The sequence below is a fragment of the Candidatus Flexicrinis affinis genome (assembly GCA_016716525.1).
In the GTDB taxonomy this organism is placed as follows: Bacteria; Chloroflexota; Anaerolineae; order Aggregatilineales; family Phototrophicaceae; genus Flexicrinis; species Flexicrinis affinis.
Genome location: JADJWE010000001.1, coordinates 1,048,474 through 1,070,326, shown reverse-complemented (window position 1 = coordinate 1,070,326; position 21,853 = coordinate 1,048,474). Strand labels below are relative to the sequence as shown.

Sequence of the window (21,853 nt, the reverse complement as noted above, 5' to 3'; positions counted from 1 at the left end):
ACTGTGCTTATCAATTGTTATATTATTGGAAACACTTTGCGGATCACCGGACGAGTATCGTTGGCTCCACCCAAAATAGTTCCTTCACTGCTCTCGGCGGACTTCACACAGCTCGGCTTGCAGGTCTCCGAATGTGAATACGCCGGCGCCGAGTGGCTTCACCTCGACGTGATGGACGGACGCTTCGTCCCCAACATCACCTTCGGCCCCATGATTGTCAAGGCCGTGCGACGCGTCACACGGTTGCCGCTCGACGTGCACCTGATGATTATCGAACCGGAGCGCTACGTCGAGGATTTCGTAAAGGCCGGTGCCGACCATGTCACGGTGCATGTCGAGGCGTCGCCTCACCTCCATCGCACGCTTCAGAGGATCCGCGAATTGGGCGCAAAGGCCGGCATCGCGCTCAATCCGCACACGCCGATTTCCGCCATCGAGGAGGTTCTCGAAAGCGCAGACATCGTTTTGGTCATGACGGTCAATCCGGGTTTCGGGGGGCAGCGGCTCATCGAGCCCACGCTCGACAAGATTCGACACCTGGCCGACCTCGCGACTCGGCGTGGTCTGTCGTTTGAGATCGGCGCGGACGGCGGCATCAATCGGGAGACGGCCCGGCGCACGGTCGACTCGGGTGCGACATATCTCGTCGCCGGAAACGCCATCTTTCGCGACCCGACCGGCATCGCAGGCGCGCTCGACTCGCTGCGGAGGGCGGCTGGAGGTGGCGCGTAATGTCAAACGAAAAAGCCGGACAAGCCGGCTTCCTCGAATGTCGTGATGTTTCGGTCGCGCTACGCGTCCTTTGCAAGCGCCTTGATGCACTTGGTGCACATGGTCTTGCGCACGAAAGTGTTGCCCTCTTTAACCTTCACAACCTGAAGATTTGGACTAAACTTCCGCCGCGTTGCACGCATCGAGAAACTGCGAGAATTGCCGAACTGCGGCTTCTTCCCGCAGACTGCGCAGATAGCCATAGGAGTATGCCCGTACTTTTGCCGATACCGATTGGAAAATGCTACCATAGCCCGGTGAAGTAATTCAAGATACGATCCGCCCGCCGCGGATCGCGAGGTGTACCAATGATCGTAGAACTCTCCCGTCGCGTGTGTGACGGTTTCAGGCTGAAGTTCCTCTATGCGTCTGGACTGGCGTGGCTGGAGCACAACCGCGAACGGGTTAATCAACTGAACGTCTACCCGGTGCCGGACGGCGACACCGGCACCAACATGACGCTGACGATGCGCAAGGCATATGCCGCAATCGCCGATTGGGACGATCCGCACGTCGGAAAAGTCGCAGATGCCATGGCGCGCGGCGCCCTGCTCGGCGCGCGCGGCAACTCCGGTGTCATCCTGTCGCAGATTCTGCGCGGATTCGCCAACGTGCTGAAAGACCGCGAAGTCTTCGATGCGTCGACCTTCGCTTACGCCTGCCGGGCCGCTTCCGAAGAGGCGTACCGCGCGGTAGAGAAACCCGTCGAGGGCACAATTTTAACGGTTGCGAAAGCCGCCGCCGAAGCCGCCTATCGTGTTGCGCAAGAAGACAGCGACCTTCAGGTCGTGTTGGAAGTCACGCTGGCGACCGCCAAAGACGCGCTGCGCCGCACGCCGGAACAGCTCGACATTCTGCGCAAAGCGGGCGTGGTTGATTCGGGCGGTCAAGGATTGGTGTACATCCTCGAAGGCATGGCACGCATGTTGCAAGGCGAGCCCGTCATGCTGCACGAGACCCTTCTCTCGCGCGATGTGTCGTTTGCCGATACCCACGACGGGACATGGCAGGACGAGCTCGAACCCGAGGACGAAGACGGCTACGGGTACGATGTGCAGTTCCTGATGCGCGGCGAGAATTTCGATGTGGCTCGGGTACGGCGCGACTTCGAAGCGATGGGCTGGTCGACGCTTGTCGTCGGCGATCCGACGCTGATCAAGGTCCATATTCACGTGCACAACCCTGCCCATCCGATTGGCTACGCGATTGAAGCCGGTGCGATGCTGGATGACATTGTCGTAGAGAACATGCAGCTCCAGTACGAAGCGCAGGCGGCGCAGCGTGTCAAGAAAGACATCGACGACGCGCCGGTGATGGTCGACGGCGTGGCTGTCGTGACCGTGGCGGCAGGCGACGGCATGCGCAAACTCATGGTGCGCGAGCTCGGGGCATCGGTCGTCATCAGCGGCGGCCAAACCATGAACCCCAGTGCCGAGGACTTCCTCACGGCGATCAACAGCCTCCCCAATGACGAAATCGTCCTGCTCCCAAACAACAAGAACATCATTCTCGCAGCCGAGCAAGCAGCGAAACTGACCGCAGATAAGACCGTACGGGTCGTCCCGACCCGCACAGTTCCGCAAGGTGTCGCGGCGTTGATGACGTACATCAACGCGAACGGCAGCGTTAACCTCGACGATCTCACCGACGAAATGGCGGCGTCGGTGCGCGCCGTCCGCACGATCGAGGTGACGACCTCGACAAGGACGATCACACTGGATGGCGTGACTGCCGAAGAAGGCGACATCATCGCCTTGTTGGACGGCAAGCTGGTCGGCTCCGGCCAGTCGCCGGATGCGGTTGTCGAACAAGTATTGACGAACCTGAATGCCAGTCAGGCCGAACTCATAACCATGTACTTTGGCGACGCCGTGCGCGAAGCACAAGCGGCGCGGCTTGGTGAACGACTTGGCGAGCTCTTCCCGGGGCCCGAAATTGTTGTCGTACGGGGTGGTCAGCCGCTCTATCCCTACCTCATCAGCATCGAATAGCACTCACGCCGATGCTGGATTGCTCAATCGTCACAGACGGCGCCGCGGGCTTTGCAGAAGATTCTGGCGCGGGTCTGCCGCTGCACATTGTGCCGTGGCGGACGGTCGACGAACGCTCGTCTGCGGCGTTGAGCGCAGCGCGGAGCGCAGCATACGACAGCCCAACTCGCCGGCCGGTTCCATCGACGATCGTGCCGCCCGGCCCGGAAGAGTATTATCGCGTGTTCCGCGCCGCCAAGAGCGAGGCATCCGCCGTCGTCTGCATCACCGCATCCGCGGCGCTATCGGATAGCTTCGTGAATGCCCGCACTGCTGCGATGAGCGCCGGACCGCAAGATATCACCGTGATCGATTCGCGTACGATCTGCGCCGGTCAAGGTCTGGTGGTCATGCGTGCGCTCAAACGAGCTCAAGCGTGTCGCACGATCGACCAGCTTGTGCGCGATATTCGTAACACGACGACCCGCGTGTTCTCGATATACTATGTTGAATCCACCGAGACGCTGCTCCATAATGGCATCATCCCGGCGGAACACAGCGTATTGTCGTCGATGCTGGGCGTTCGGCCGCTGCTCACGCTCGACGATGGACATTTAGTGACGACCGGAAAGGCTCGCACGCGCGCTCAGATCATCGACCAATTGATCGAGTTCGCACAGGGGTTCAGCGCGTTCGAGTCCGCGGTGATCGTTCAGCCCGAAGGCGTGCATCGCTCGGAAGTGACGCGGCAGTTACTGGCCCGTTGGCACGGTGAAATCCCGGGTCAGACACCATCTCTCAGCAGTTGCACTACGGCGATGGCATCGTTTCTTGGGCCACACGCCGGTGGTTTGGTCATTCTAGGTTCGCGTATAGGTGAGGCCCATGACATTCTTGAAGATTAAGTTCGTTACCGACAGCGTTGCCGACTTGCCGCAGGAGATTGTGGACAAACATGATATCGGTGTTGTCCCCACGTTTGTGAACTATGGAGGGCAAAGCTTTGCCGACGACGGCAAGGAACTTGACCGTGAAGCGTTCTATCGCGAGCTTCCGGCAATGGCCTCGCATCCGACCACAGCAGCACCTCCCCCGGCACTTGCCGAAGAAGCCTTGCAGCGCGCAGCTGAGTCTGCTGATCACGTCATTGCGATCGTAACCCCAGCCAAGCTATCGACCACCTATAACTCGTTCCGGATTGGCGGTTCCGGTCTGCCATCCAACAAGTACACGCTGATTGACAGCGGGCAACTCAGCCTCGGCATGGGATGGCAGGTCATTATTGGTGCCGAAGTAGCAGCGCAGACGGGAAACGTAGAGGCGACGCTCGACGCGATCCAACGCGTACGACAGAATCAAGCACTGTACGTCGCGCTGGTCACGATGGAATTCCTCAGGCGCGGGGGCCGTGTAGGCTGGGCTGCCGCCGGGATTGGCGCACTGCTGCAGATCAAACCCATTTTGCAGGTGCACGAGGGAGAAGTACTGGCCGCCGCGCGAGTCCGCACGTTCGGCAAAGCCGTCGACCACATGATAGATATCTTGCGTGAGCAAGCACCCATCGATAGGCTTGCGATAATCCACTCAAACAATCTCGACGGCGCGCTAGAAGTCAAGGAACGTATTGCCGATATCCTGCCCGAAGAGACGCAGATCTTGCGGGTTGGGCCGACGCTCGGCGTTCACATCGGTCCGGGGTCGCTCGGGTTTGCTTCGGTCAGCACATCCTGGAAGGCGTAGCTCAACAACGTCATGCCCTCAGCAATTGAACAGTTAGTCAAGATACTCAAGCTCGAGCGTCAGCAAGGCGCCAACAATCGTGCCGTGGTCGGCGGACTGCGCGCCTATAGTTCGACGTGGTCGATGCAGGCGTACGAACAGGCACGTCGGCCCGAACAGCGCAGGCTTGTAGACGAACTCACGTCACTGATGCGCGGTTACGACGACATCGGCGAACGAGAGCGCCGCCTGCAAATCGTAAACTACATGTTAGACCGCGTGACCGGTCGGGTCCAGCCGCCTACCGAACGCGAGGTGTTCGAGGCGGGTGACGCCGCGAAACAGCCAACACCTGCGGCCAATCCGGCACCGGAGCCTGCGGCCCCCGTCGAAACGACTCCACCCGACACGAGTCCATCCCATCCCGAGCCGTCTGCCGAGCCCCGTGAGCGGGCCGTGCCTGAGCAGCAAGCACAGGACCGTCCACCGCGCCCGGACCGCCGAGAGCGCGATGAACAAGCGCGTGATCAGGGACGGCGTGACGAGCGGCGCAGCAAGCCAGATCGTCCGCGCGGTGAACAGCAGCGGCGTGATGGTGGCCAGAATCGGCCGGATCGCGGCCAGCAGGGCAGGACGCAGCGCGACCGGCGTGACCAACAACGCCCACGCGGCGGTGACGATGGCGACCTCAGCTTCGATGTCAGCGACCCTATCGAAGTGCTGCACACCGGCCAGCTTGATATACCGACCGAGATTCGGCTGGCCCGGCCACCACGCTCGCCTCGGCCCAATGTCGACCCGGAAGCCGCAACGGACATCATGCGGGGTCTCCGTGCGTCGGTTGAGACCGTCCGCGGAATCGGGCCGAAGATGGTCGAATCGCTCGCGAACCTCAACGTGCATACGATCGAGGACATGCTGGCACTGCTGCCTCGCCGCTATGACGATTACACGCGCCTGACCCCGATATCCCGGCTTGTTCCACTGCAGAATACGACCGTTATCGCCACGGTCCGCCGAAGCGAACTCAAGGCCATCAAGAGCAGGCGCAAAGACCTGTGGGTCGAGTTCTACGACGGTACCGGCACGCTGCACGTCACGTTCTTCGGACAGCACTACCTGAACCGCACGTTCCAGCCATCGGCTCAATTTGTCCTGCACGGACGTGTCACCGCATTCCGGGGTCAACCACAGATGGCCAACCCGGAATGGGAACAGATCGACCCGGAGAACCTGCGCCAGATCGGCATCGTGCCGATTTACCCGCTGACCGAAGGCATCTCGGGGCGCACGATGCGTCGCTTGATGCGCGACACCGTCACCTACTGGGCGGAACACCTGCCTGACTACATGCCCGCGTCGGTGCTTGAGCGCACCGATCTGGCCGAGTTGGGCTGGACGATCAGGAACCTGCACTTCCCCGAGGGTCACGACCACCTGACCCACGCGCGAAACCGGTACGTGTTCGACGAACTGCTTCTGATGCAGATGTCGATACTCGCAACGCGGCGCGAGTGGCAGAGCGTACCTGCAGAGCCGCTGCCGGTGGATGACGGGTTCATGGATGACTTCGTCGCTTCCGTGTTCCCCTATCCGCTTACGGGCGCCCAGCAGCGAGCGATCGCGGATATCCGACATGACGCCGCGAAGTCCACGCCAATGAATCGACTGCTGCAAGGCGACGTGGGATCCGGCAAGACTGCCGTGGCAATCAGCGCGATGATCCTCGCCTATGCAAATGGCAAACAGGCGGCGTTGATGGCCCCGACCGGCATCCTCGCCGAGCAGCACTACCGCAGCATCTCGCGCCAGCTCGAAGCGACGCCGGGAGACCGTAAGCCGCGCGTCGCCCTGCTGACCAGTGCGCTCAGCGCCGCCGACAAGCGCGCTACCCTTGCCGGCCTAGCCGACGGTTCGGTCGACATCGTGATCGGCACGCATGCCGTGATCGAAGAAGGCGTCACGTTCCAGAATCTTGGATTGGTCGTCATCGACGAACAGCACCGCTTCGGCGTTCAGCAGCGGGGGCGTTTGCGTGGCAAGGGCACGAATCCGCACGTCTTGGTGATGACGGCAACCCCGATCCCCCGTACGCTTGCGCTGACGCTGTTCGCCGACCTTGACCTGACGGTCCTTGACGAAATGCCGCCGGGGCGCACCCCCATCGATACCTACATCATCCCTGACGTTAAGCGCGAACGGATGTATCGTTTCGTCGAGGAGCAGCTCGAACAAGGCCGGCAGGCATTTATAGTGCACCCGCTGGTTGAAGCGTCCGACACGATCGAAGCCGCGTCTGCCGTTGAAGAGTTCGAACGGCTCAGTCAGGTGTTCTACCACTATCGCGTCGGCTTGCTGCACGGCAAAATGCGCCCTGCCGAGAAGGACGACATCATGGGCGCCTTCAGCCGCGGCGAGATCGACGTGCTGGTGACGACGTCGGTCGCCGAGGTCGGCGTGGACGTGCCGAACGCGAACGTCATCGTCATCGAAGGCGCTAATCGGTTCGGTCTGGCGCAGCTGCATCAGTTCCGTGGTCGAGTTGGCCGTGGGCAGCACAAATCGACGTGTTTCCTCGTACCCGATATGGATACGCCTGAATCCGAGGCGCGCCTCAAGGCGCTGACCGAGACGACCGACGGCTTCAAGTTGGCCGAAATCGACTGGCAGCAGCGCGGCGCGGGCGACCTGATCGGGACGCGCCAGAGCGGTCGCAGCAAGCTCCAATTGCTGCACGCAATGGTCCCGCACTTGGTCGACATGGCCCAGCGCGAAGCACGCACGCTTTTCGAAGAAGACCCGTACCTGACGATGCCGGAACATCGGCTGCTGGCAGAGCGGGTCGCCATGCTCTACGACCCGGAAGTCGACGTCAGCTAGGCAATACGAGGCGGAAGGACAATTCAGATGACTGGTGCAGGTCGTATCGCTGTATACCCGGGTTCGTTTGACCCGATTCACAACGGGCATATCGACGTCGCGGAACGAGCCGCCAAGGTTTTTGACAAGGTCATCGTCGCCGCCTACGACCTGCCAAAGAAGCGCCTGCTGTTCGATGTCGAGCGTCGGATCGAAATGACGGCAGAAGCATTAAGACATATCCCAAACGTAGAAGTTGCGAAATTTTCCGGCTTGCTTGTAAACTATGTGGCAAGTGTCGGAGCGATGGCCATTATCCGCGGCCTGCGGGTCTTCTCCGATTTCGAGTTCGAGTTTCGTATGGGCCTTGCCAATAAGAAGCTCGCACCCGACATCGAGACGGTCTCGATCATGGCGGATGAACGGCACATCCATATCAGCTCCAGCACCATTCGCGAAATCGCAGAACTCGGGGGCGATGTGTCGACAATGGTCCCGGGTTTTGTGAACGAGGCCTTGGTCGCGCGCTTTCAGGAACTGCGTGCACTTCAGTCGGAACCGGGCTACACCATAAGCATCCGCGACTGAACGGATGAATGAGAGGTTGAGGACTGATGGATATTCTGCAACTGGTTGACCGGCTCGAAGATCTGATTGACGAAGGACGTCACGTCCCTTTCAGCAAATATACCGTGGTCGACGAAGAGCGTGCGCTGGCGATCTTGGATCAGATGCGCATTTCCATTCCGGAGGAGATCGTCAAGGCGACGACCGTCATCGCGGAACGCAATCGCATCCTTGAGAAGGCCAATGAAGAAGCGGCGCGTATCCTGCAGGATACGCGGACTAAGGGCGCCGAGATGCTCGATAACGACACCTCGGTGCAGGCAGCCCAAGCCCGTGCCCGGGAAGTGCTCGACCGCGCACGCCGTGACGCCGAACAGATTATGAACGACGCCGACGCCTATATCGTCGATGCGCTGCGTGATCTCGAGCAGCGGCTCGGGCGCATGATCGGCGAAGTACGTAATGGCATCGCCGAGGTCGAACAGCCGGCGGACCAGATCGTCCAGAGCTACGACCCGAACGCCCTACCGATCCTGCAGCAGCAGAATCAGGACGTAAACGTCAACCGCTAGATTCTCCGCGGTCTTCACGCGCTCATCGCTTCCGCACAGCCGGGCACCTCATGCCCGGCTGTTTGTTTGCGGTTCACCTACGCCGAACGCACACGGGTTTACGCGGTGTTCCACGGCTGTATAATGGCGGTCGCCGATGTGTCGGCACAAGCACATGGGACGCTGTATGACCAACAATCCTCTCGAAGACACTCAACCAGTCCGCGCCCTACCGCCAGAACCTGTAGGCGAACAGTCCGTTTACGGATCGCTTGACCCGGATGGGCCGCGCATGTACCAACCGCAGTCCGGTATGGGCTGTGGCTCGGCGATTCTCATTTTCGGCGTACTGGGAATCTTCGCGCTCGGTATCGTGGGCTTGTCCGCGACCGCCGGTTGGACGACCGGACAACGCACGGCAGCATCCAACGCCACGACGACCTCGGATGCAGACACCGCCCTTCAGTTCGAGCTCGTGTCTACCGATATCGCGGGCGGTAATTTTGAGTTGGCGAGCTACCGTATCCAGTATCTTGCGACACAACAAAGCGGCTTGCCCGCCTTGCCCAGCTTGCTCGAGACCGGGACTGCGGTGTACCTCATCCTTCAACCGACCGCGACGCTCACTCCAACGCAGACGCCTACGACTGCCCCCACCGACACGGGTCCGACTGCTACGCCCACGCTCGAGGCAACAGCCACTTTGTCAGACCCGTTCGACCTCGCAGGTCGGCTAGCACGCGCCCAAAGCGCGGTTTCGTTTGGGCAATGGCTCGACGCGATCGACGAGCTCGACGTGATTGTCGGCATCGACCCGAACTACGAGGTCGCGCTGGTGCGCAGTCTGATGTCCCGTGCGCTCAACGCGGAAGCCCTCCAGCGTTACCGGACAGGCGACTTGGGAGAGGCGATCTATCTCACCGACCGTGCTGAGGACTTCGGGCCGCTCGCCGAAGGGCTCGAATTCGAGCGCTACGTCGCGCAGCTTTATCTCAGCGCGCGTTCGCGTGTTGGGACGAACGACTACATCGGCGCCATCAACGCGCTGCAAGAGGTCGTAAACCTGTCGCCAAACTACCAGAACGGCGAGGTGCAGCGGCTGTTGTTCAACAACTACGTGCTCTATGCCGATGCGCTGACGTATGGATCGCCATGCGCCGCGGTCACACAGTACACCAACGCTCTCAGGCTGTTCTCAGATCCGCAGGTCAGCGGCAAGCGGTCAGTGGCACAGGACTGGTGCGACAACGGCACGCCCACACCCGAAGGCTTCGTCCCGACAGTCGATCCGGCGAACCCCGATGGACAGACTGCACCGATCGGTCAACCGGGGTCGTAGCGGATTTAGGTACCCTTCAGTGGGCATTCACGTCTGCTTTAGCGGATCTCATTACATTACAGGGTAGGTAGAAGCAGAAGTGGTGTGGTAAGTCCCTCCTTGGCTCGTGTGTAAACCTTCTGCTTCTCGGCCAGACTAACACTGGCCTCTCCCTCCACGGAACGCCGGCATGTCCCCCCCATGCCGGCGTTCTGCATGGCGGCGCTATAATCGCTGCGGCGCAGCGCAATGTGGAGACTGCTCATGGCCGGAAAAACGTTTGACGAGCTTGAGGTGGGTATGACCATTGCCCACGAACTGCGGCGCACGTTAACCGAATTCGACAACGTGCTGTTCAGCAGCTTGACCCTCAACAGTCAGCCGCTGCACCTCGACGCGGAATTCGCAGCGGGCACCGAGTTCGGCCGGCCGATTGTGAACGGGATCTTCACGATGGGGTTAGTGGTTGGGATTACGGTAGGCGACCTGACCGCCGGCACGATCATCGCGAACCTCGGTTACGAGAACGTCAAGCACCCGAAGCCGATGTTCGCCGGCGATACGCTCCATGTAGAAACCGAGATCGTCAACAAACGCGAGAGCCGTTCGCGGCCTGAAGCGGGAATCGTGACGATGCGCCACATCGGGCGCAATCAGCACGGGGAGATCACGATCGAAGTCACCCGCAGCGCGCTGTTCTTGAAGCAGCGGCCCTCACGTTAGCGGGCGCTTGAACTGGCCGGTTTGTGTCACGCTGGGCTTGACGGGCTTGCGCCGGCGGAAGCGCAGCAGGTAAACAACCAACCCAATCGCCTGCATCACAACCAACGCGATCAGCGCGCCGATTGCTGCCGTCAGGAAGCGCGGCCATTGCGGCGATTCCTGCGCGGTGGCCTCAGTCGGCTGTGGTTGCGCGTCGACGATGCTCTGCGCGCCGAACTCGAGAACGGCTGGAAGCTCGCCCCCGCGCAGCGTAACGGTCATCGTATCCGGTGTCGTGGCGACATATTCGGCTGCTGTGACCTGTATCGAGTACTGGCCGGGCGGTAGAAACTGGAAGCAAATGACACCTTGCGCCGCCGTAGGCGATTCGGCGAGCAGCGCGCTTGCAACCACAATCCCCGATTCGTCCAACAAATCGGCCGCCATGCCCGACGTCAGAAGGGGTTCGCCAGCGTCACGGGTCAAGTTTGCATTTCGATCTTCGAAGCCACGCACACAGAACTGACCATCGCCGGATTCCTGCGCCACCGCCGCGGACAGAACGAGGATGAGAGCGAGTGCAGCACACGCTATCCGTGCCATCAACTACCGTCCTCGGATGAACAGGGCGAGCGCCGCGCCGCCCATGATGACCGCCACCGCGATTCCAATCACCAGAATACCGCCGTACTGCTCAAGCGGGTTAGGCGCTTCTGCTTCAGCCGGCAGAGGAGTGGGCAGCGGCGTGCTCTCGGTTTCGGGCCGCGCGGTCGGTGGAACGACCGGCTGAATCCCTTGCGCAACGCCGAACCGAACGTTGGTGCGCGCAAGCTCCTGTACGCGAAGATTCAGCGACGCGGCCGTAGTCGGGCCGTATCCGTCGGGAGATTCTAGCTCGGCAGTATAGTCGCCAGCTTCGAGATCGTCGACACATACCGGATCATCGACCGTTGTGGTGATTGAACGAACACGCGTCCCGCCTTGCACGACCAGCACGGTCGCGCCTGCGACGAGCTGTTCGTCGCCTTCCTGAATTCGATTCTGATTGACGTCATCGAACGCCCAAAAACACATGCGGGTCACGTCGACCGGTTCAGTCGGTGCTTGTGCCACCTGCGTGATCGGCGCTGGGGGTAGATCGGTCGCTGTGGCCGGTGGCGTGGGAGTCTCCGTCGGGATGACCTCGGTCGCCTCGGTGGTTACCGTGGCCTCGATCGTCGTCGTTGCCGCCGAACTAACGGCGGTGGTGTCAGACGTCGCCTCTGCCGTCGTCGAAGTCGTCGCTAAAGTCGTTACCGTCCGTGCCGCCGTTGCGACGCTTGTTTGGAGCGCCGTAGACGGCGTACGGGACGGCACCGGCGTTCTCCCGGTCGGTTGAACCGCCGGTGTTGCGGTGAAGGGTGGCCGCACCAGAATCTCCTGCCCAAGCTGGAGGAAGTTGCGACTGGTCAGGTTGTTGAGCGCCAGCAGTTCGTCACGTGTCGTCTGGTACGCAACTGCAATGGCATCGAGCGTATCCCCCGGTACGACTATATGGACGATCGATCCGTCTTCGCGCTGGCCCTGCGCCAACACAAAAGGCGCGAAGGCGGGCGTTGGCAGCACGTTTGCCGACCCCGGCGTACCCGAGGCCACGGCAGCGCCACCGCCTCCCAGTGTCAACGTCGCGTCATCCCAATAGATCGCATTGGGGTTGGTCGGAGACGTCTGCGTCGAGTACAGGAACAGAGTCACCGCCCCGCCGGCGCCCACGGTCGCATCGACAGTCGCCTGAACCCAGCTGTTTGGCGAAGCGACCCACGGCGACCACACGATACCCGGCGCGAGCGGATCCGACCCGCCGTTCGGGTCGATACCGACCCGGAACTGCGCGCCCGGCGGCGGCGAATTGCCGCGCTCCATGAAGGCGCGAGCGCTTCCGCGCACGTTGCTGCCCGCGGCCACGCTGACACGCTGGAATACGGCGGTCGTAAACGTCGCGAATCCGCGCGAAATACTGAGCGATCGGCCACCGTCAAACTTGAAGAGACCGGTATGCGGGTAGCCGTCCGGTACGAGGTTCATCCACGGCTCGGTCCGCGGCGATGTCAGAATCCAGCCATCCCAAGCGGCAGGTACGCCAAAGACCGTACCTTCATCGACGCTGTTCAGGATAACGTTGAAGTTTCCCGGTGCTTCAAAACTGGGATCTTGCAGCAGGTTCCCTGACTGGCCGGCCACTGGCGCGGCCATCATCAAGAGGAACAGTAGTGCGGCGGTGCCCAGCGAGATTCGTTTCATCGCGTGCTCCATCGCGTAAGCGCATGTACAGAATGAGGCCGCATTATATCACTTCCGATATTTGCGACGGAGGTCGTCAGCAGACCGTCGGAACCCCGTGGGGTTATCGCGTGTCTAAATGTGCCTCGCGCTGGCGATACGGCAGATACTGCGCACGCCATTCGTGGTCGTGCTGCGCGACAAACGCCTCTGCTTGGTCGACAAGCTCCTTGTTGCCGACAAAACAGGGCGTGCGCTGGTGCAGCGCATGTGGCTGAATGTCCAGCAAGTCGCCGATTCCGTCCGAGGCGCGCCCACCCGCCTGCTCGGCGATGAATGCGATCGCTTGCCCTTCGTACATCAGGCGCAGCTTGCCGTTCGGCTTTTCCCCGCCGCCGACCTCGCCCGGGTACACAAACACGCCTCCACGCAGCAGGTTCCGGTGAAAGTCCGCGACGAGTGAACCGGTATACCGGTGGCTGAGCGGGGGCTTTCCCGGGCCGTGCAATCCTTGAAGCTCTTTGATGTAACGCCGGACGCCGGGTGTCCAGTGCTTCTCGTGGCCGTGGTTCGCGCTGTAGTACAACGGTTTGTCTGGATACCGGATATCCGGGTGACTCAGCAGAAACTCGCCGAGGCTCGGGTCAAGCGTAAAGCCGTGAACGCCTGTGCCGGTTGAATACACGAGCATCGTGCTTGAACCGTAGATAACGTAGCCGGCCACCGCCAGCGACCGGCCGGGTTGCAGCAGGTCCTGCAGCGTTCCGACTGGGCCGGACGTGATTCGACGATGGACCGAGAAGATTGTCCCGACCGATACGTTGACGTCGATGTTCGACGAGCCGTCCAGCGGATCGTAGAGCAGGACGTACTTGCCGCTGCTGTACCTTGGCGCGACCTCGATGATCTCCTCATGTTCCTCGGATGCCATGGCCGCGAGGCGGCCCGTGTGGTCGTTCATGCGTACGATCACTTCATCCGCGAACACGTCAAGCTTCTGCTGCCGTTCGCCGTGAACGTTTTCCGTGCCTGCCGCCCCTACGACATCGCCCAGACCAAAGCGACGGATCTCCTTGGCGATCAGTTTTGCGGCTAACGCGATGTCATACAGCAGGTTCGTCAGCGTCCCTGTAGCGTCGGGAAAACGTGCCTGCTGCTGCAGGATAAATCGCTCGATCGTCATCAACTGGGTCATGGCGGCACCTCCTGCCGTGTTGTGCATATTATACAAGGGCAGATCCCTCGGTGCTTACGGATGGACGGCGCTCGTTTACAATCACCGCGACTCATCATTAGGAGCTTGCCGTGTATCGTCTCGCCGTCAATATCAGCGCCTTGCCCGGTAGTTCGCTAAAGGATCAGATACGAGCGGCGGCAACGGCTGGCTTCGACGGCGTCGAGTTCAACTATCGAGAAGACGAAACCCTCGACGTGCTTGCCGCAACATACACGCTGCATGATGCGGGTATCTCGACGTCAAGTGTCCGTGTCGGCCACACGCAGTTGATCCACCCGGACTACAACGTACGGGAGAAGTCGCTGGTTCACATGCGTCGAGCCATGGCCGCATCAGTCGACTTGTCGGCGGCGGGCGTGGTCTTTTACGGTCACTACGCGCCTGACAGCGTGCTGCCGGACCTTCATCCGTACAAGTCCTCGATCGAGCTGGAGGCCGAGCTGCTCATCACGCAGCTGCGCGCGACACTGTGCGACCTCGCCTACGCCCTCGGCGCGCATCTGCTGCTCATGCCTGCCGATCGCACCTGCTCGACATTGTTGACCCGCCCCGACCATGCCGTCACTATACGATCGCGGCTGGAAGATCACCCGCATCTGCAAATTGCGCTTCACCTCTCGCATTTGGCAGCCGAAGGGATCGACATCGCGCGCTGGGCCGGACACGAAGCCGTGAAGTTGATCGCCACCGACAGCGCCGCAACAGCCCTGCGCAACACTGTGGACGTGCTGACGCGATCCGGCTTTGGCGGTTGGTTGGTCGTTGATTCAGGTCATCCGCTGTCATTGGGCGAGCTGCAATCGCGCGTGAAGTCGCTTCGCGTGGCGCAGAACGCATCCTAAGCACATTCAAACACGCTGCAAACCATATCCGCATCATCGTAGCGTTTGCGTCAGGCGAGAATTGGCCGACGCATAGGGAGCGTTGCGTTGGCGTGCATTGGCTGTAACACATGAGCGTATAATTAGATTATGCGAAGCGTGAAATCAGTTCACAGGACGGTATCTAACATGCGTGCTTTCACCCTACTCATCAGCCTACTTGTCGTGGCGGTTCTGTCCGTCGCCGCAAGCCCGGTTCAGGCTCAGGCCGTGCCGAATGCTACGGTCACGACAGCCGACCATCTCAACGTTCGCGTGACCCCCTCCACCCAATCGGGAGTCATCGCGGTGGTCGACCGCGGGATGACGTTCCAAGTCCTCGGGCGTTCTTCGGACGGCCTGTGGTGGCAGATCCTGCTCCCGCCCAGCGGCCAAGCGGGCTGGGTTTCCGGACAATACGTCCAGGTCGTCAACGCTGCATCAGTACCGGTGCTCGGCACGGGTGGCCCGGGGCCGGCAACGGTCTCGACAGCCGTGATCACCACAGGCAGCCTGAATGCGCGTGCGATCCCCGACCCGTATACCGGTCAGATCTTGACGACGGTTTCGCTGGGTACTGTGCACGTGGTCGTCGGCAAGACCTCAGGCGAGCCGCTGTGGGTGCAGATCAATCTGCAGGGCGGTGGCACCGGCTGGATCAACGCCGATTACGCCAACGTGACCAACCTCAATCTGGTGCCGGTGACCTACAACAACTCCGGCCAGCAGCAGCCCGGCGGCTATGTCTCTGGCTACGTCGTCAACGTCTACTTCCTGAACGTACGTACGGCGCCGAACCCGTTCGTTAACAACGTCATCACGATGATCCCGCGCAACCAGACGTTCCAGGTCGTCGGCAAGACATCCGGCGAACCGCTGTGGGTCGAGATCATCCTGCCCAGCGGCGTGCGCGGCTGGATCAATGCGGACTATGCGGTCGTGTCGAATATCGGCGCGGTGCCGGTGACCTACAACAACTCCGGCCAGCAGCAGACCGGCGTGACCGGGACAGTCGTCAACTGCTACTTCCTGAATGTGCGCAGCACGCCGAACCCGTTCGTGCAGAACATTCTGGCCGTGATCGCCCGTAACCAGTCGTTCCCGGTTGTCGGCAAGAACAGCGCCGGGACGTGGTACCAGATCAACGTGAACGGCGTTATCGGTTGGGTCAGCGGGAACTTCCTGCAAGTCACCAACCCGGGCGCCTTGCCGGTCACCTTCTAGCGATTTTCCGATCGCCTGCCCCACCGTACACCTAGGACGGTGGGGCTTTTGATTCCCGCGTCAACGCGATGCGCGATGTCGCCAGCGCAAGCGAGACTGTCAGCCAGAAAAGCAATATCGACGCTTGAAAGTCGATGCGGAAGTAGTACAGGTCGCCGATGCCGTTGACGAGCGCCGCGATCAGCGCGGCGTGATAGCCGAGATGGATCGGCTCAAGTTCGTCGTCACCGATCACGCGTTTCCATGCCACGTATCCATAGATCAGTACGGCGATCATGACGAGCGCGAACAGCGCCACCCCAACCAGACCGATCTGATTCGCCATGATGAGGTACATGCTGGCGACGCTGGCGTACAGGTCGATCGACGGCGATCCGGTGAATCCGATGCCGAAGATCGGGTATTGGCCGATAAGCCTGAGCGAGTCGCCATACTCGCCAATACGCATCTGCGTCGCCAAATCGCCGCCGGTGAACGCATCGATGAAGCGCTGCACGTAATCCTGTGCCTGCGGGATAAGCAAGATAAGCGCGCCGGCAGCGAGCAGCAGCGGCAAGAAACGGCGATATCGGACAATGGCGATTGTCCCTAACCCGACGCCGAGCGCCAACATCGACGTGCGCGAATAGGTCAGAAACAGGGCCAAGCCGATCAATCCGAGGACACTCAGCGTAAGCACGCGGTAACGCAGCACTGGCTTCCGGGCGAAAACCTGCGGCGCAATCATGGTGCCGGCAATCGCCAACGCCCCGCCGAGCGTGTTTGGATCGACCCACGTCCCGATTGCGCGCTCCGGCAAGCCCGGATTCTGCTCGATGTAGCGAATGATGTTGCTGCCCGGATACCCGATGCGCTGAAGCGTACGTAGCAGGCGCTCGGTGAGATCGTCGGGCAGACGGTACAGCACCAGAGCGGTAACGGCCTGCACGCCCACGCACACGATCACGACCAGCACCAGACGCCGCAGCATCGTGGGATCGCGCAGCAGATCGACTAGCACGAACACGAGCAGCATAATCAGGATCGTCTCGCTGAACTGGCGTAGAATCAGGCTGGTCGGCGCGGCATAACGCAGGCCGAGCACGAAGCACGCGAGGATCCACAGTACATACAGCGCCAGCATCCCGTGCACCGGCGTCGTGCGGAAGTCGTTTCGCTTCCCCACCATCCACTGTGCGCCGTACACGATCAAGAACGCACCGATCATCACGTCGATCAGCGTAGGCGTGAAGCCGATACTGAACGGCAGCGTACCGAACGGCAGCAGCGCCATGATTGCCACGACACCGTACAGCGCGGCCTGCGCGCTGGTCAGCACGTACAGACCGGCCAGTCCGCCCACGACCGCCGCGCCGGTGTACAACGGGCCGAGCACCGTCAGGCCAACCGCGATGGCCACGCCACACAAGGCCACGATCGCGGCGATCACCGCGACCATGAGGCGCGGATCGAGACCGGTCACCCAATCCACAAGAATGGTCCGCGGGCGCGACATCTCGCGCATTACCGAGTCCTCCGCAGTCGAACGAAAGCCGCAGCAACGCTGCCAGCCAGCAAGATCAACCATGTCGCTGTACTGAGCAGCGCGCCAATCCGATACGTGAGCGGCTCGTAGCGAAGTTCGATCGTATGTCGGCCCGCCGGTAGTTCGAGGGCCATCAGCCCGCCGTAAGCGCGCATAAGTGCCGCGTCTTGCCCGTCTACCGCCGCGCGCCAGCCCGGATAGTCGACCATCGCCAGCGAGAGAATGGCGTTGTCCGGCGACTGGGCGTCGATGATGATGTACTCCGGTTCAAACAAGGTGACCGTCGAAGCGTAATGTTCGCGTGGTTCCATCCCAAGCGGCAGCGACGGCGGCTGGTGCAGGATCGCCGTGGTACGCGGGTTGAAAGTCGGATCGGCCAGCAGCACGCGTGCGTCCTCGTCGGTGTCGACCACGACGGCATCATACACGAAGTGCGCAAACGGCCGGGGCGCGGTGAGCCGATGCAGGTTGACTAGGCCGGAAGCATCTTCGCCGCTGGCGATCGCCTCCGACGGCACGGGAAGCGCCTCCCAATCCGAGTACACATAGCGAACGGCAAACAGTTCCCATGCACGCTCGTCGGGAAGCCCTTCCTCGATGATGACCTGAGGGCCGGCGAGAAACAGCGGGCTGATGCCGTGGATATCGGCGATACTGTAGTAGCTGCCCCAGTTGCCGCCCAGCACTCGCCGGCCATCGACGCGCTCCCCGGGCACGATCGTCTGCTGTACCTCGGCGATCAGCGGATTGGCGTTGATTTGCTGCTCCGGCGGACGCAAGTCGTAGTTAGTCGAGCTGAAGCGCACGACGAGCAGTTCGAGCACGATGAGGCCGACAAGCACGACAATCATGCGCGACTGGCGTGTGATCGAGGCTGTGCCAGCCAACAACGCCAAGACAAATGACAGCGGGGCGAACAGCGCATACTGCGGCGACGACTTCGGCTCGACGATGAGCGCGCACACGACGACGATGAACACAACCACGGCCCCCGTAATCACACGGCGGCGCAGCGGCACAGCCGAGCCAAGCTGTATCGCGCCGTAGCCGACGAGGATCGCGGCCGCGTTGGCGACGAGGAATGCCGCGCGCTCCTGCCCACGGAAGAAGCTCAGCCCCGGCACGACGTTGTACAGCGCCGGATACAACGGCCCGTTCGCGCCCAAGCTGAAGAGGAGGCTGACGACAACGACGCCGAGCCAGAACCAGATATTTCGGTTGGGGCGCGTCAAGGCGAACGCGGCGAGCAGCAGCCCCACCGTGCCGATCCACAGCGGCGACCATTGGCTGACCACTTGCGGCACGCCGATTTGCAGCAGATGGTCAATCGGAAAGCCGGAACTCTTGGCAGCGTAATCGAACCCGGCGCGGCTGGTGAGCATCAGATACTCTAGGCCGGGCAAAAGTGTGACAGCCACGACTCCTAAGGATACCACGCCTATCAGCACGATTGCTGCGACGGCGTGGATAGTCTTTGCTCGAATCGTCCACAACCGGAACAGCCCATACGCCACGGCGGCATACGTCAGGAAGAAACTCGTTTGCGGATGACCCGCCATCCAGCTAATGCCGAGAAACCACCCCGCTGCAACGGTCCAGCGCCAGTTGAGATTGCGGCGGGTCGCTTCGTGCAGCGCAAGCATCACCGCTGGAAACCACACCGCGGCCTCCAACAGCGCGAGCTGAAGCGGCGGGTATCCGGTCATGAATCCACCGAATCCCGCCACCAGCGCCGCCGCGAGCGCCGCCGCCGGAGACCACGGACTCCCAACCGTCAGGCGGCGCACGAGGGCGTAGAACAACAGCACGTACAGGAGGACGTGCGCGACCATCTCGAGTTCGAGCGTGTGATATGTCCAGCCCGTGCCACTCAGGTTGGTCAGCGCAATCGTCAGCAGGCGCGGTGGATAGAACACGGCCGCTTGCGTATCAGCGATGAACGGGAGCCCGCCGTTGTTGTACGGGTTCCACAGCGGAACCTCGCCCGCGCTCAAGCGGGCGTGCTGATACGCCCCGAACGCCACAAACTGGGCGGAAAAGTCACCACGAGCGAGCGAGGCCTGCTGATCAGCGATCGGTGTCAGCAGTCGCCAGAAGAACGCCGCCCAAACAAGCACGAGGACCATGACGCACAAAAGATCCGGGGCCGCTGCACGAAGGCGTGTCACGCTGGCCTCTCAAGTACGCTGTAGAAGAAGTCGACATGCGCCTGAGCGATACCCGGCCACGCGAAGGTCCCGGCAAGCTTCGTTGAACCTTCACGCAGCCGATCCGCCAGTGCTGGGTCGCCGGCGAGGCGCAAAAGTTGCTGCGCCAGCGTGCGCGCGTCATCGCGCTCTGCAAAGAGCATGTTCTCGCTGTCGACGAACGCTTCGATGGCGACCATCGGCCGCGTTGTGACGATCGGCACACCGGCGTTGATCGCCGCCATCAGCGACGATCGCCTGTACGATGCGCCATCGCGAAATGGCAGCGCGACCGCATCTGCGGCTTGCAGGTAGGCCGCGATCTCGTCTTCCCGAAGAGGGCCCTGTCCACCGCGTCGTGAGATCTGGGCCGAGTTCGCGTATCTTCTGTTCGATGCGGCGCACTTCCGTCTCGTTGGTCGGGTCGCTGGCGCCGAGCGGGTCCCCGACGATCCACAACTGCACGGGCCGCTCGACCGAAGTGACGGCTTCTTTCACGGCGTCGAGCAGGACATCCACACCTTTGCTGTGGTTGATAAAGCCGAAGTACGCCACGACAAACGTACTGTCTCCAACACCCATCGCATGGCGCACAGCGTGAACTACTGCGACATCGCGCGGCGATGCGGGAATACTGCTGCCAATGGGGATCAGGCTGCGCCGGCCGTGCCACGCCAACTGCGCGAAGTCCTCGTGATTGGTGCAGATCACCCCGCTCGATTCCCGCGCCAACCGTCGCACGATCCACGGCCGAACCGGACCGGCTTTGGGAAACAAGTACGGCACACGCAGGTCGTGAAACGTGGTGACAAACTGGGGCTCCAAGCGGTCAGGCAGAAAGTGCACCCACGGCGACATGCCGTAAGCCGCGGTCTGAAAGTGTAGATTGAGAATGTCGAAGTGGCGCCGTACTGCCCAACGTCGAATTTCCCGCGCGACACCGATCCCCCACCCTACTGCAATGGCATCCACGGCGACGCGGTCGTCAAGCGTCCGCGCACGCCGGTCGCTGAACACGCTGACGCTGTGCCCAGCATCGGTCAGCGCAGACGCCAGTTTCGCGCAGTGCTGGCCGACTCCGCCTTGCATCGGCGGGTATTCTCCGGTGATCAGCCCGATCCGCAGCGACCGGATCATAAGCCTGACCGGAGAACTTGCCCGTAGGCGGCAAGGCGCTCGGCGCGCAGCTGGCGCTGGCGGCCAAGCAGCCACTTCGCACCTTCAAGCATCCACTGCCACGCATAAACGAATTTCAGCACGAGGACCAGAAGTACGCCAAAGCCGCGACCGTACACCTTTGAGAAGTAGCGCACCTTGCTGCGGTTGTAATGGACATGCTTTCGACCGGAGACCTGCTCCGAGCTTCGCCCGCCGTGATGGACGATCTGCGCGCCGCCGCAGTATACGACTCGCCAGCCTGCCGCTTTGGCGCGGTAGCACCAATCCAGCTCCTCGAAGTACATCACGAAGCCTTCGTCAAATCCGCCGACCTGCTCGTAGACGTCACGGCGCACCATCATGCACGATCCCTGTACCGAGTCGATATCTGCCGTTACGTCGTCGGCGATCTCAGTGGCTTCAAATCGGCGAATCAGATTCGGGGCGAAGCGGCGCAGCCACGGCGTCTCGAAGATCGCCGTGCGCCGGTCGGGAAAGCGACGTCGCGTCGACTGCGTCGTGCCATCGGTGTTCAGTGTGTGCGGGCCGGCGATCCCGACCGTGGAGTCGCGTTCAAGCAGGTCGGCGAGGGCCGCCACCGCATCGCCGACAACCTCTGTGTCAGGGTTCAGCAGCAGCAGATAGCGCCCCGTGGCTCGCGCCATCCCGATGTTGTTACCCCGCGTGAAGCCGACATTTTGTTCCAGCGCAACTAGTGTGACGTGTGGAAACTCCTCGCGCACGATTCGCGGAGTCTCGTCCTGCGAAGCGGAATCTACGACGATGACTTCCACGGCGTAGCGACCCGACCCCGCGTCTTCCAAACTGTTGAGGCAGGCGCGCAGGTCGTCAGCGACGTTCCAACTGACTATGATGATTGAGATGTCCAAGGACGCGCACCTCCGCACGCGCATTTTACCAACTGTTTACGATTGAACAGAGGTTTC

The 21,853-nt window shown here is 61.5% G+C and carries 20 protein-coding genes; 11 read left to right on the top strand and 9 right to left on the bottom strand.

Going from position 1 to position 21,853, the window contains the following annotated elements:
- The first annotated feature begins 42 nt into the window (after positions 1-42).
- Positions 43-732: a ribulose-phosphate 3-epimerase gene (locus IPM16_04540; protein MBK9122378.1), complete on the top strand. Its 690-nt coding sequence runs from the start codon at positions 43-45 to the stop codon at positions 730-732.
- A 59-nt stretch (positions 733-791) separates the two neighbouring features.
- Here IPM16_04540 and IPM16_04535 read toward each other — a convergent pair whose 3' ends face one another.
- Positions 792-974 carry a 50S ribosomal protein L28 gene (locus IPM16_04535; GenBank protein ID MBK9122377.1) on the bottom strand — a complete coding sequence of 61 codons (183 nt, stop codon included), beginning with the start codon at positions 972-974 and terminating at the stop codon, positions 792-794.
- Positions 975-1,079: 105 nt separating this feature from the next.
- Between IPM16_04535 and IPM16_04530 the strand changes: the two genes are divergently transcribed.
- From IPM16_04530 to IPM16_04495, 8 genes are all read left to right on the top strand, one after another.
- Positions 1,080-2,762: a DAK2 domain-containing protein gene (locus IPM16_04530; protein ID MBK9122376.1), complete on the top strand. Its 1,683-nt coding sequence runs from the start codon at positions 1,080-1,082 to the stop codon at positions 2,760-2,762.
- 11 nt (positions 2,763-2,773) lie between these two features.
- Positions 2,774-3,646, top strand: coding sequence for a DegV family EDD domain-containing protein (locus IPM16_04525; GenBank protein ID MBK9122375.1), 873 nt, complete (start codon positions 2,774-2,776; stop codon positions 3,644-3,646).
- Positions 3,627-4,481, top strand: coding sequence for a DegV family protein (locus IPM16_04520; GenBank protein ID MBK9122374.1), 855 nt, complete (start codon positions 3,627-3,629; stop codon positions 4,479-4,481). The genes IPM16_04525 and IPM16_04520 overlap by 20 nt, the downstream gene beginning before the upstream one ends.
- Before the next feature lie 12 nt (positions 4,482-4,493).
- Complete coding sequence (gene recG, locus IPM16_04515) at positions 4,494-7,340, top strand: ATP-dependent DNA helicase RecG (GenBank protein MBK9122373.1); 2,847 nt, start codon at positions 4,494-4,496, stop codon at positions 7,338-7,340.
- A 27-nt stretch (positions 7,341-7,367) separates the two neighbouring features.
- Positions 7,368-7,907 (top strand): pantetheine-phosphate adenylyltransferase, encoded by a 540-nt coding sequence (gene coaD, locus IPM16_04510; protein ID MBK9122372.1) that lies wholly within the window; start codon positions 7,368-7,370, stop codon positions 7,905-7,907.
- 26 nt (positions 7,908-7,933) lie between these two features.
- Positions 7,934-8,458: a hypothetical protein gene (locus IPM16_04505; protein MBK9122371.1), complete on the top strand. Its 525-nt coding sequence runs from the start codon at positions 7,934-7,936 to the stop codon at positions 8,456-8,458.
- 166 nt (positions 8,459-8,624) lie between these two features.
- Complete coding sequence (locus IPM16_04500) at positions 8,625-9,776, top strand: hypothetical protein (GenBank protein ID MBK9122370.1); 1,152 nt, start codon at positions 8,625-8,627, stop codon at positions 9,774-9,776.
- Between the two features lie 243 nt (positions 9,777-10,019).
- Complete coding sequence (locus IPM16_04495; protein ID MBK9122369.1) at positions 10,020-10,478, top strand: MaoC family dehydratase; 459 nt, start codon at positions 10,020-10,022, stop codon at positions 10,476-10,478.
- Here the strand turns inward: IPM16_04495 and IPM16_04490 are convergent.
- The 3 genes from IPM16_04490 to fbp form a co-directional block, all read right to left on the bottom strand.
- Positions 10,470-11,060 (bottom strand): hypothetical protein, encoded by a 591-nt coding sequence (locus tag IPM16_04490; GenBank protein ID MBK9122368.1) that lies wholly within the window; start codon positions 11,058-11,060, stop codon positions 10,470-10,472. The two genes, IPM16_04495 and IPM16_04490, sit on opposite strands and share 9 nt — an antisense overlap.
- A gap of 3 nt (positions 11,061-11,063) precedes the next feature.
- On the bottom strand, positions 11,064-12,737 hold the full coding sequence (locus IPM16_04485) for a LysM peptidoglycan-binding domain-containing protein (protein MBK9122367.1): 1,674 nt from the start codon (positions 12,735-12,737) through the stop codon (positions 11,064-11,066).
- A gap of 103 nt (positions 12,738-12,840) precedes the next feature.
- Positions 12,841-13,911, bottom strand: coding sequence for a class 1 fructose-bisphosphatase (fbp, locus tag IPM16_04480; GenBank protein MBK9122366.1), 1,071 nt, complete (start codon positions 13,909-13,911; stop codon positions 12,841-12,843).
- A 110-nt stretch (positions 13,912-14,021) separates the two neighbouring features.
- Between fbp and IPM16_04475 the strand changes: the two genes are divergently transcribed.
- Both IPM16_04475 and IPM16_04470 read left to right on the top strand, forming a co-directional pair.
- Positions 14,022-14,795 carry a hypothetical protein gene (locus IPM16_04475; protein ID MBK9122365.1) on the top strand — a complete coding sequence of 258 codons (774 nt, stop codon included), beginning with the start codon at positions 14,022-14,024 and terminating at the stop codon, positions 14,793-14,795.
- A gap of 168 nt (positions 14,796-14,963) precedes the next feature.
- Positions 14,964-16,037, top strand: a complete 1,074-nt coding sequence (locus IPM16_04470) for an SH3 domain-containing protein (protein MBK9122364.1) — start codon at positions 14,964-14,966, stop codon at positions 16,035-16,037.
- Positions 16,038-16,068: 31 nt separating this feature from the next.
- On the opposite strand, the gene IPM16_04465 is transcribed toward IPM16_04470, so the two are convergent.
- From IPM16_04465 to IPM16_04445, 5 genes are read right to left on the bottom strand one after another with little or no spacing between them, the layout of a single operon-like run.
- Positions 16,069-17,541, bottom strand: a complete 1,473-nt coding sequence (locus IPM16_04465; protein ID MBK9122363.1) for an O-antigen ligase family protein — start codon at positions 17,539-17,541, stop codon at positions 16,069-16,071.
- Positions 17,541-19,730, bottom strand: a complete 2,190-nt coding sequence (locus tag IPM16_04460) for a YfhO family protein (GenBank protein ID MBK9122362.1) — start codon at positions 19,728-19,730, stop codon at positions 17,541-17,543. Before IPM16_04460 ends, IPM16_04465 begins: the two co-directional genes overlap by 1 nt.
- Entirely contained in the window at positions 19,727-19,948 is a 222-nt protein-coding gene (locus tag IPM16_04455; GenBank protein ID MBK9122361.1) for a hypothetical protein, read from the bottom strand. The genes IPM16_04460 and IPM16_04455 overlap by 4 nt, the downstream gene beginning before the upstream one ends.
- Positions 19,890-20,885, bottom strand: coding sequence for a glycosyltransferase family 4 protein (locus tag IPM16_04450; GenBank protein MBK9122360.1), 996 nt, complete (start codon positions 20,883-20,885; stop codon positions 19,890-19,892). Before IPM16_04450 ends, IPM16_04455 begins: the two co-directional genes overlap by 59 nt.
- On the bottom strand, positions 20,882-21,796 hold the full coding sequence (locus IPM16_04445) for a glycosyltransferase family 2 protein (protein MBK9122359.1): 915 nt from the start codon (positions 21,794-21,796) through the stop codon (positions 20,882-20,884). Before IPM16_04445 ends, IPM16_04450 begins: the two co-directional genes overlap by 4 nt.
- Positions 21,797-21,853 lie beyond the last annotated feature (57 nt).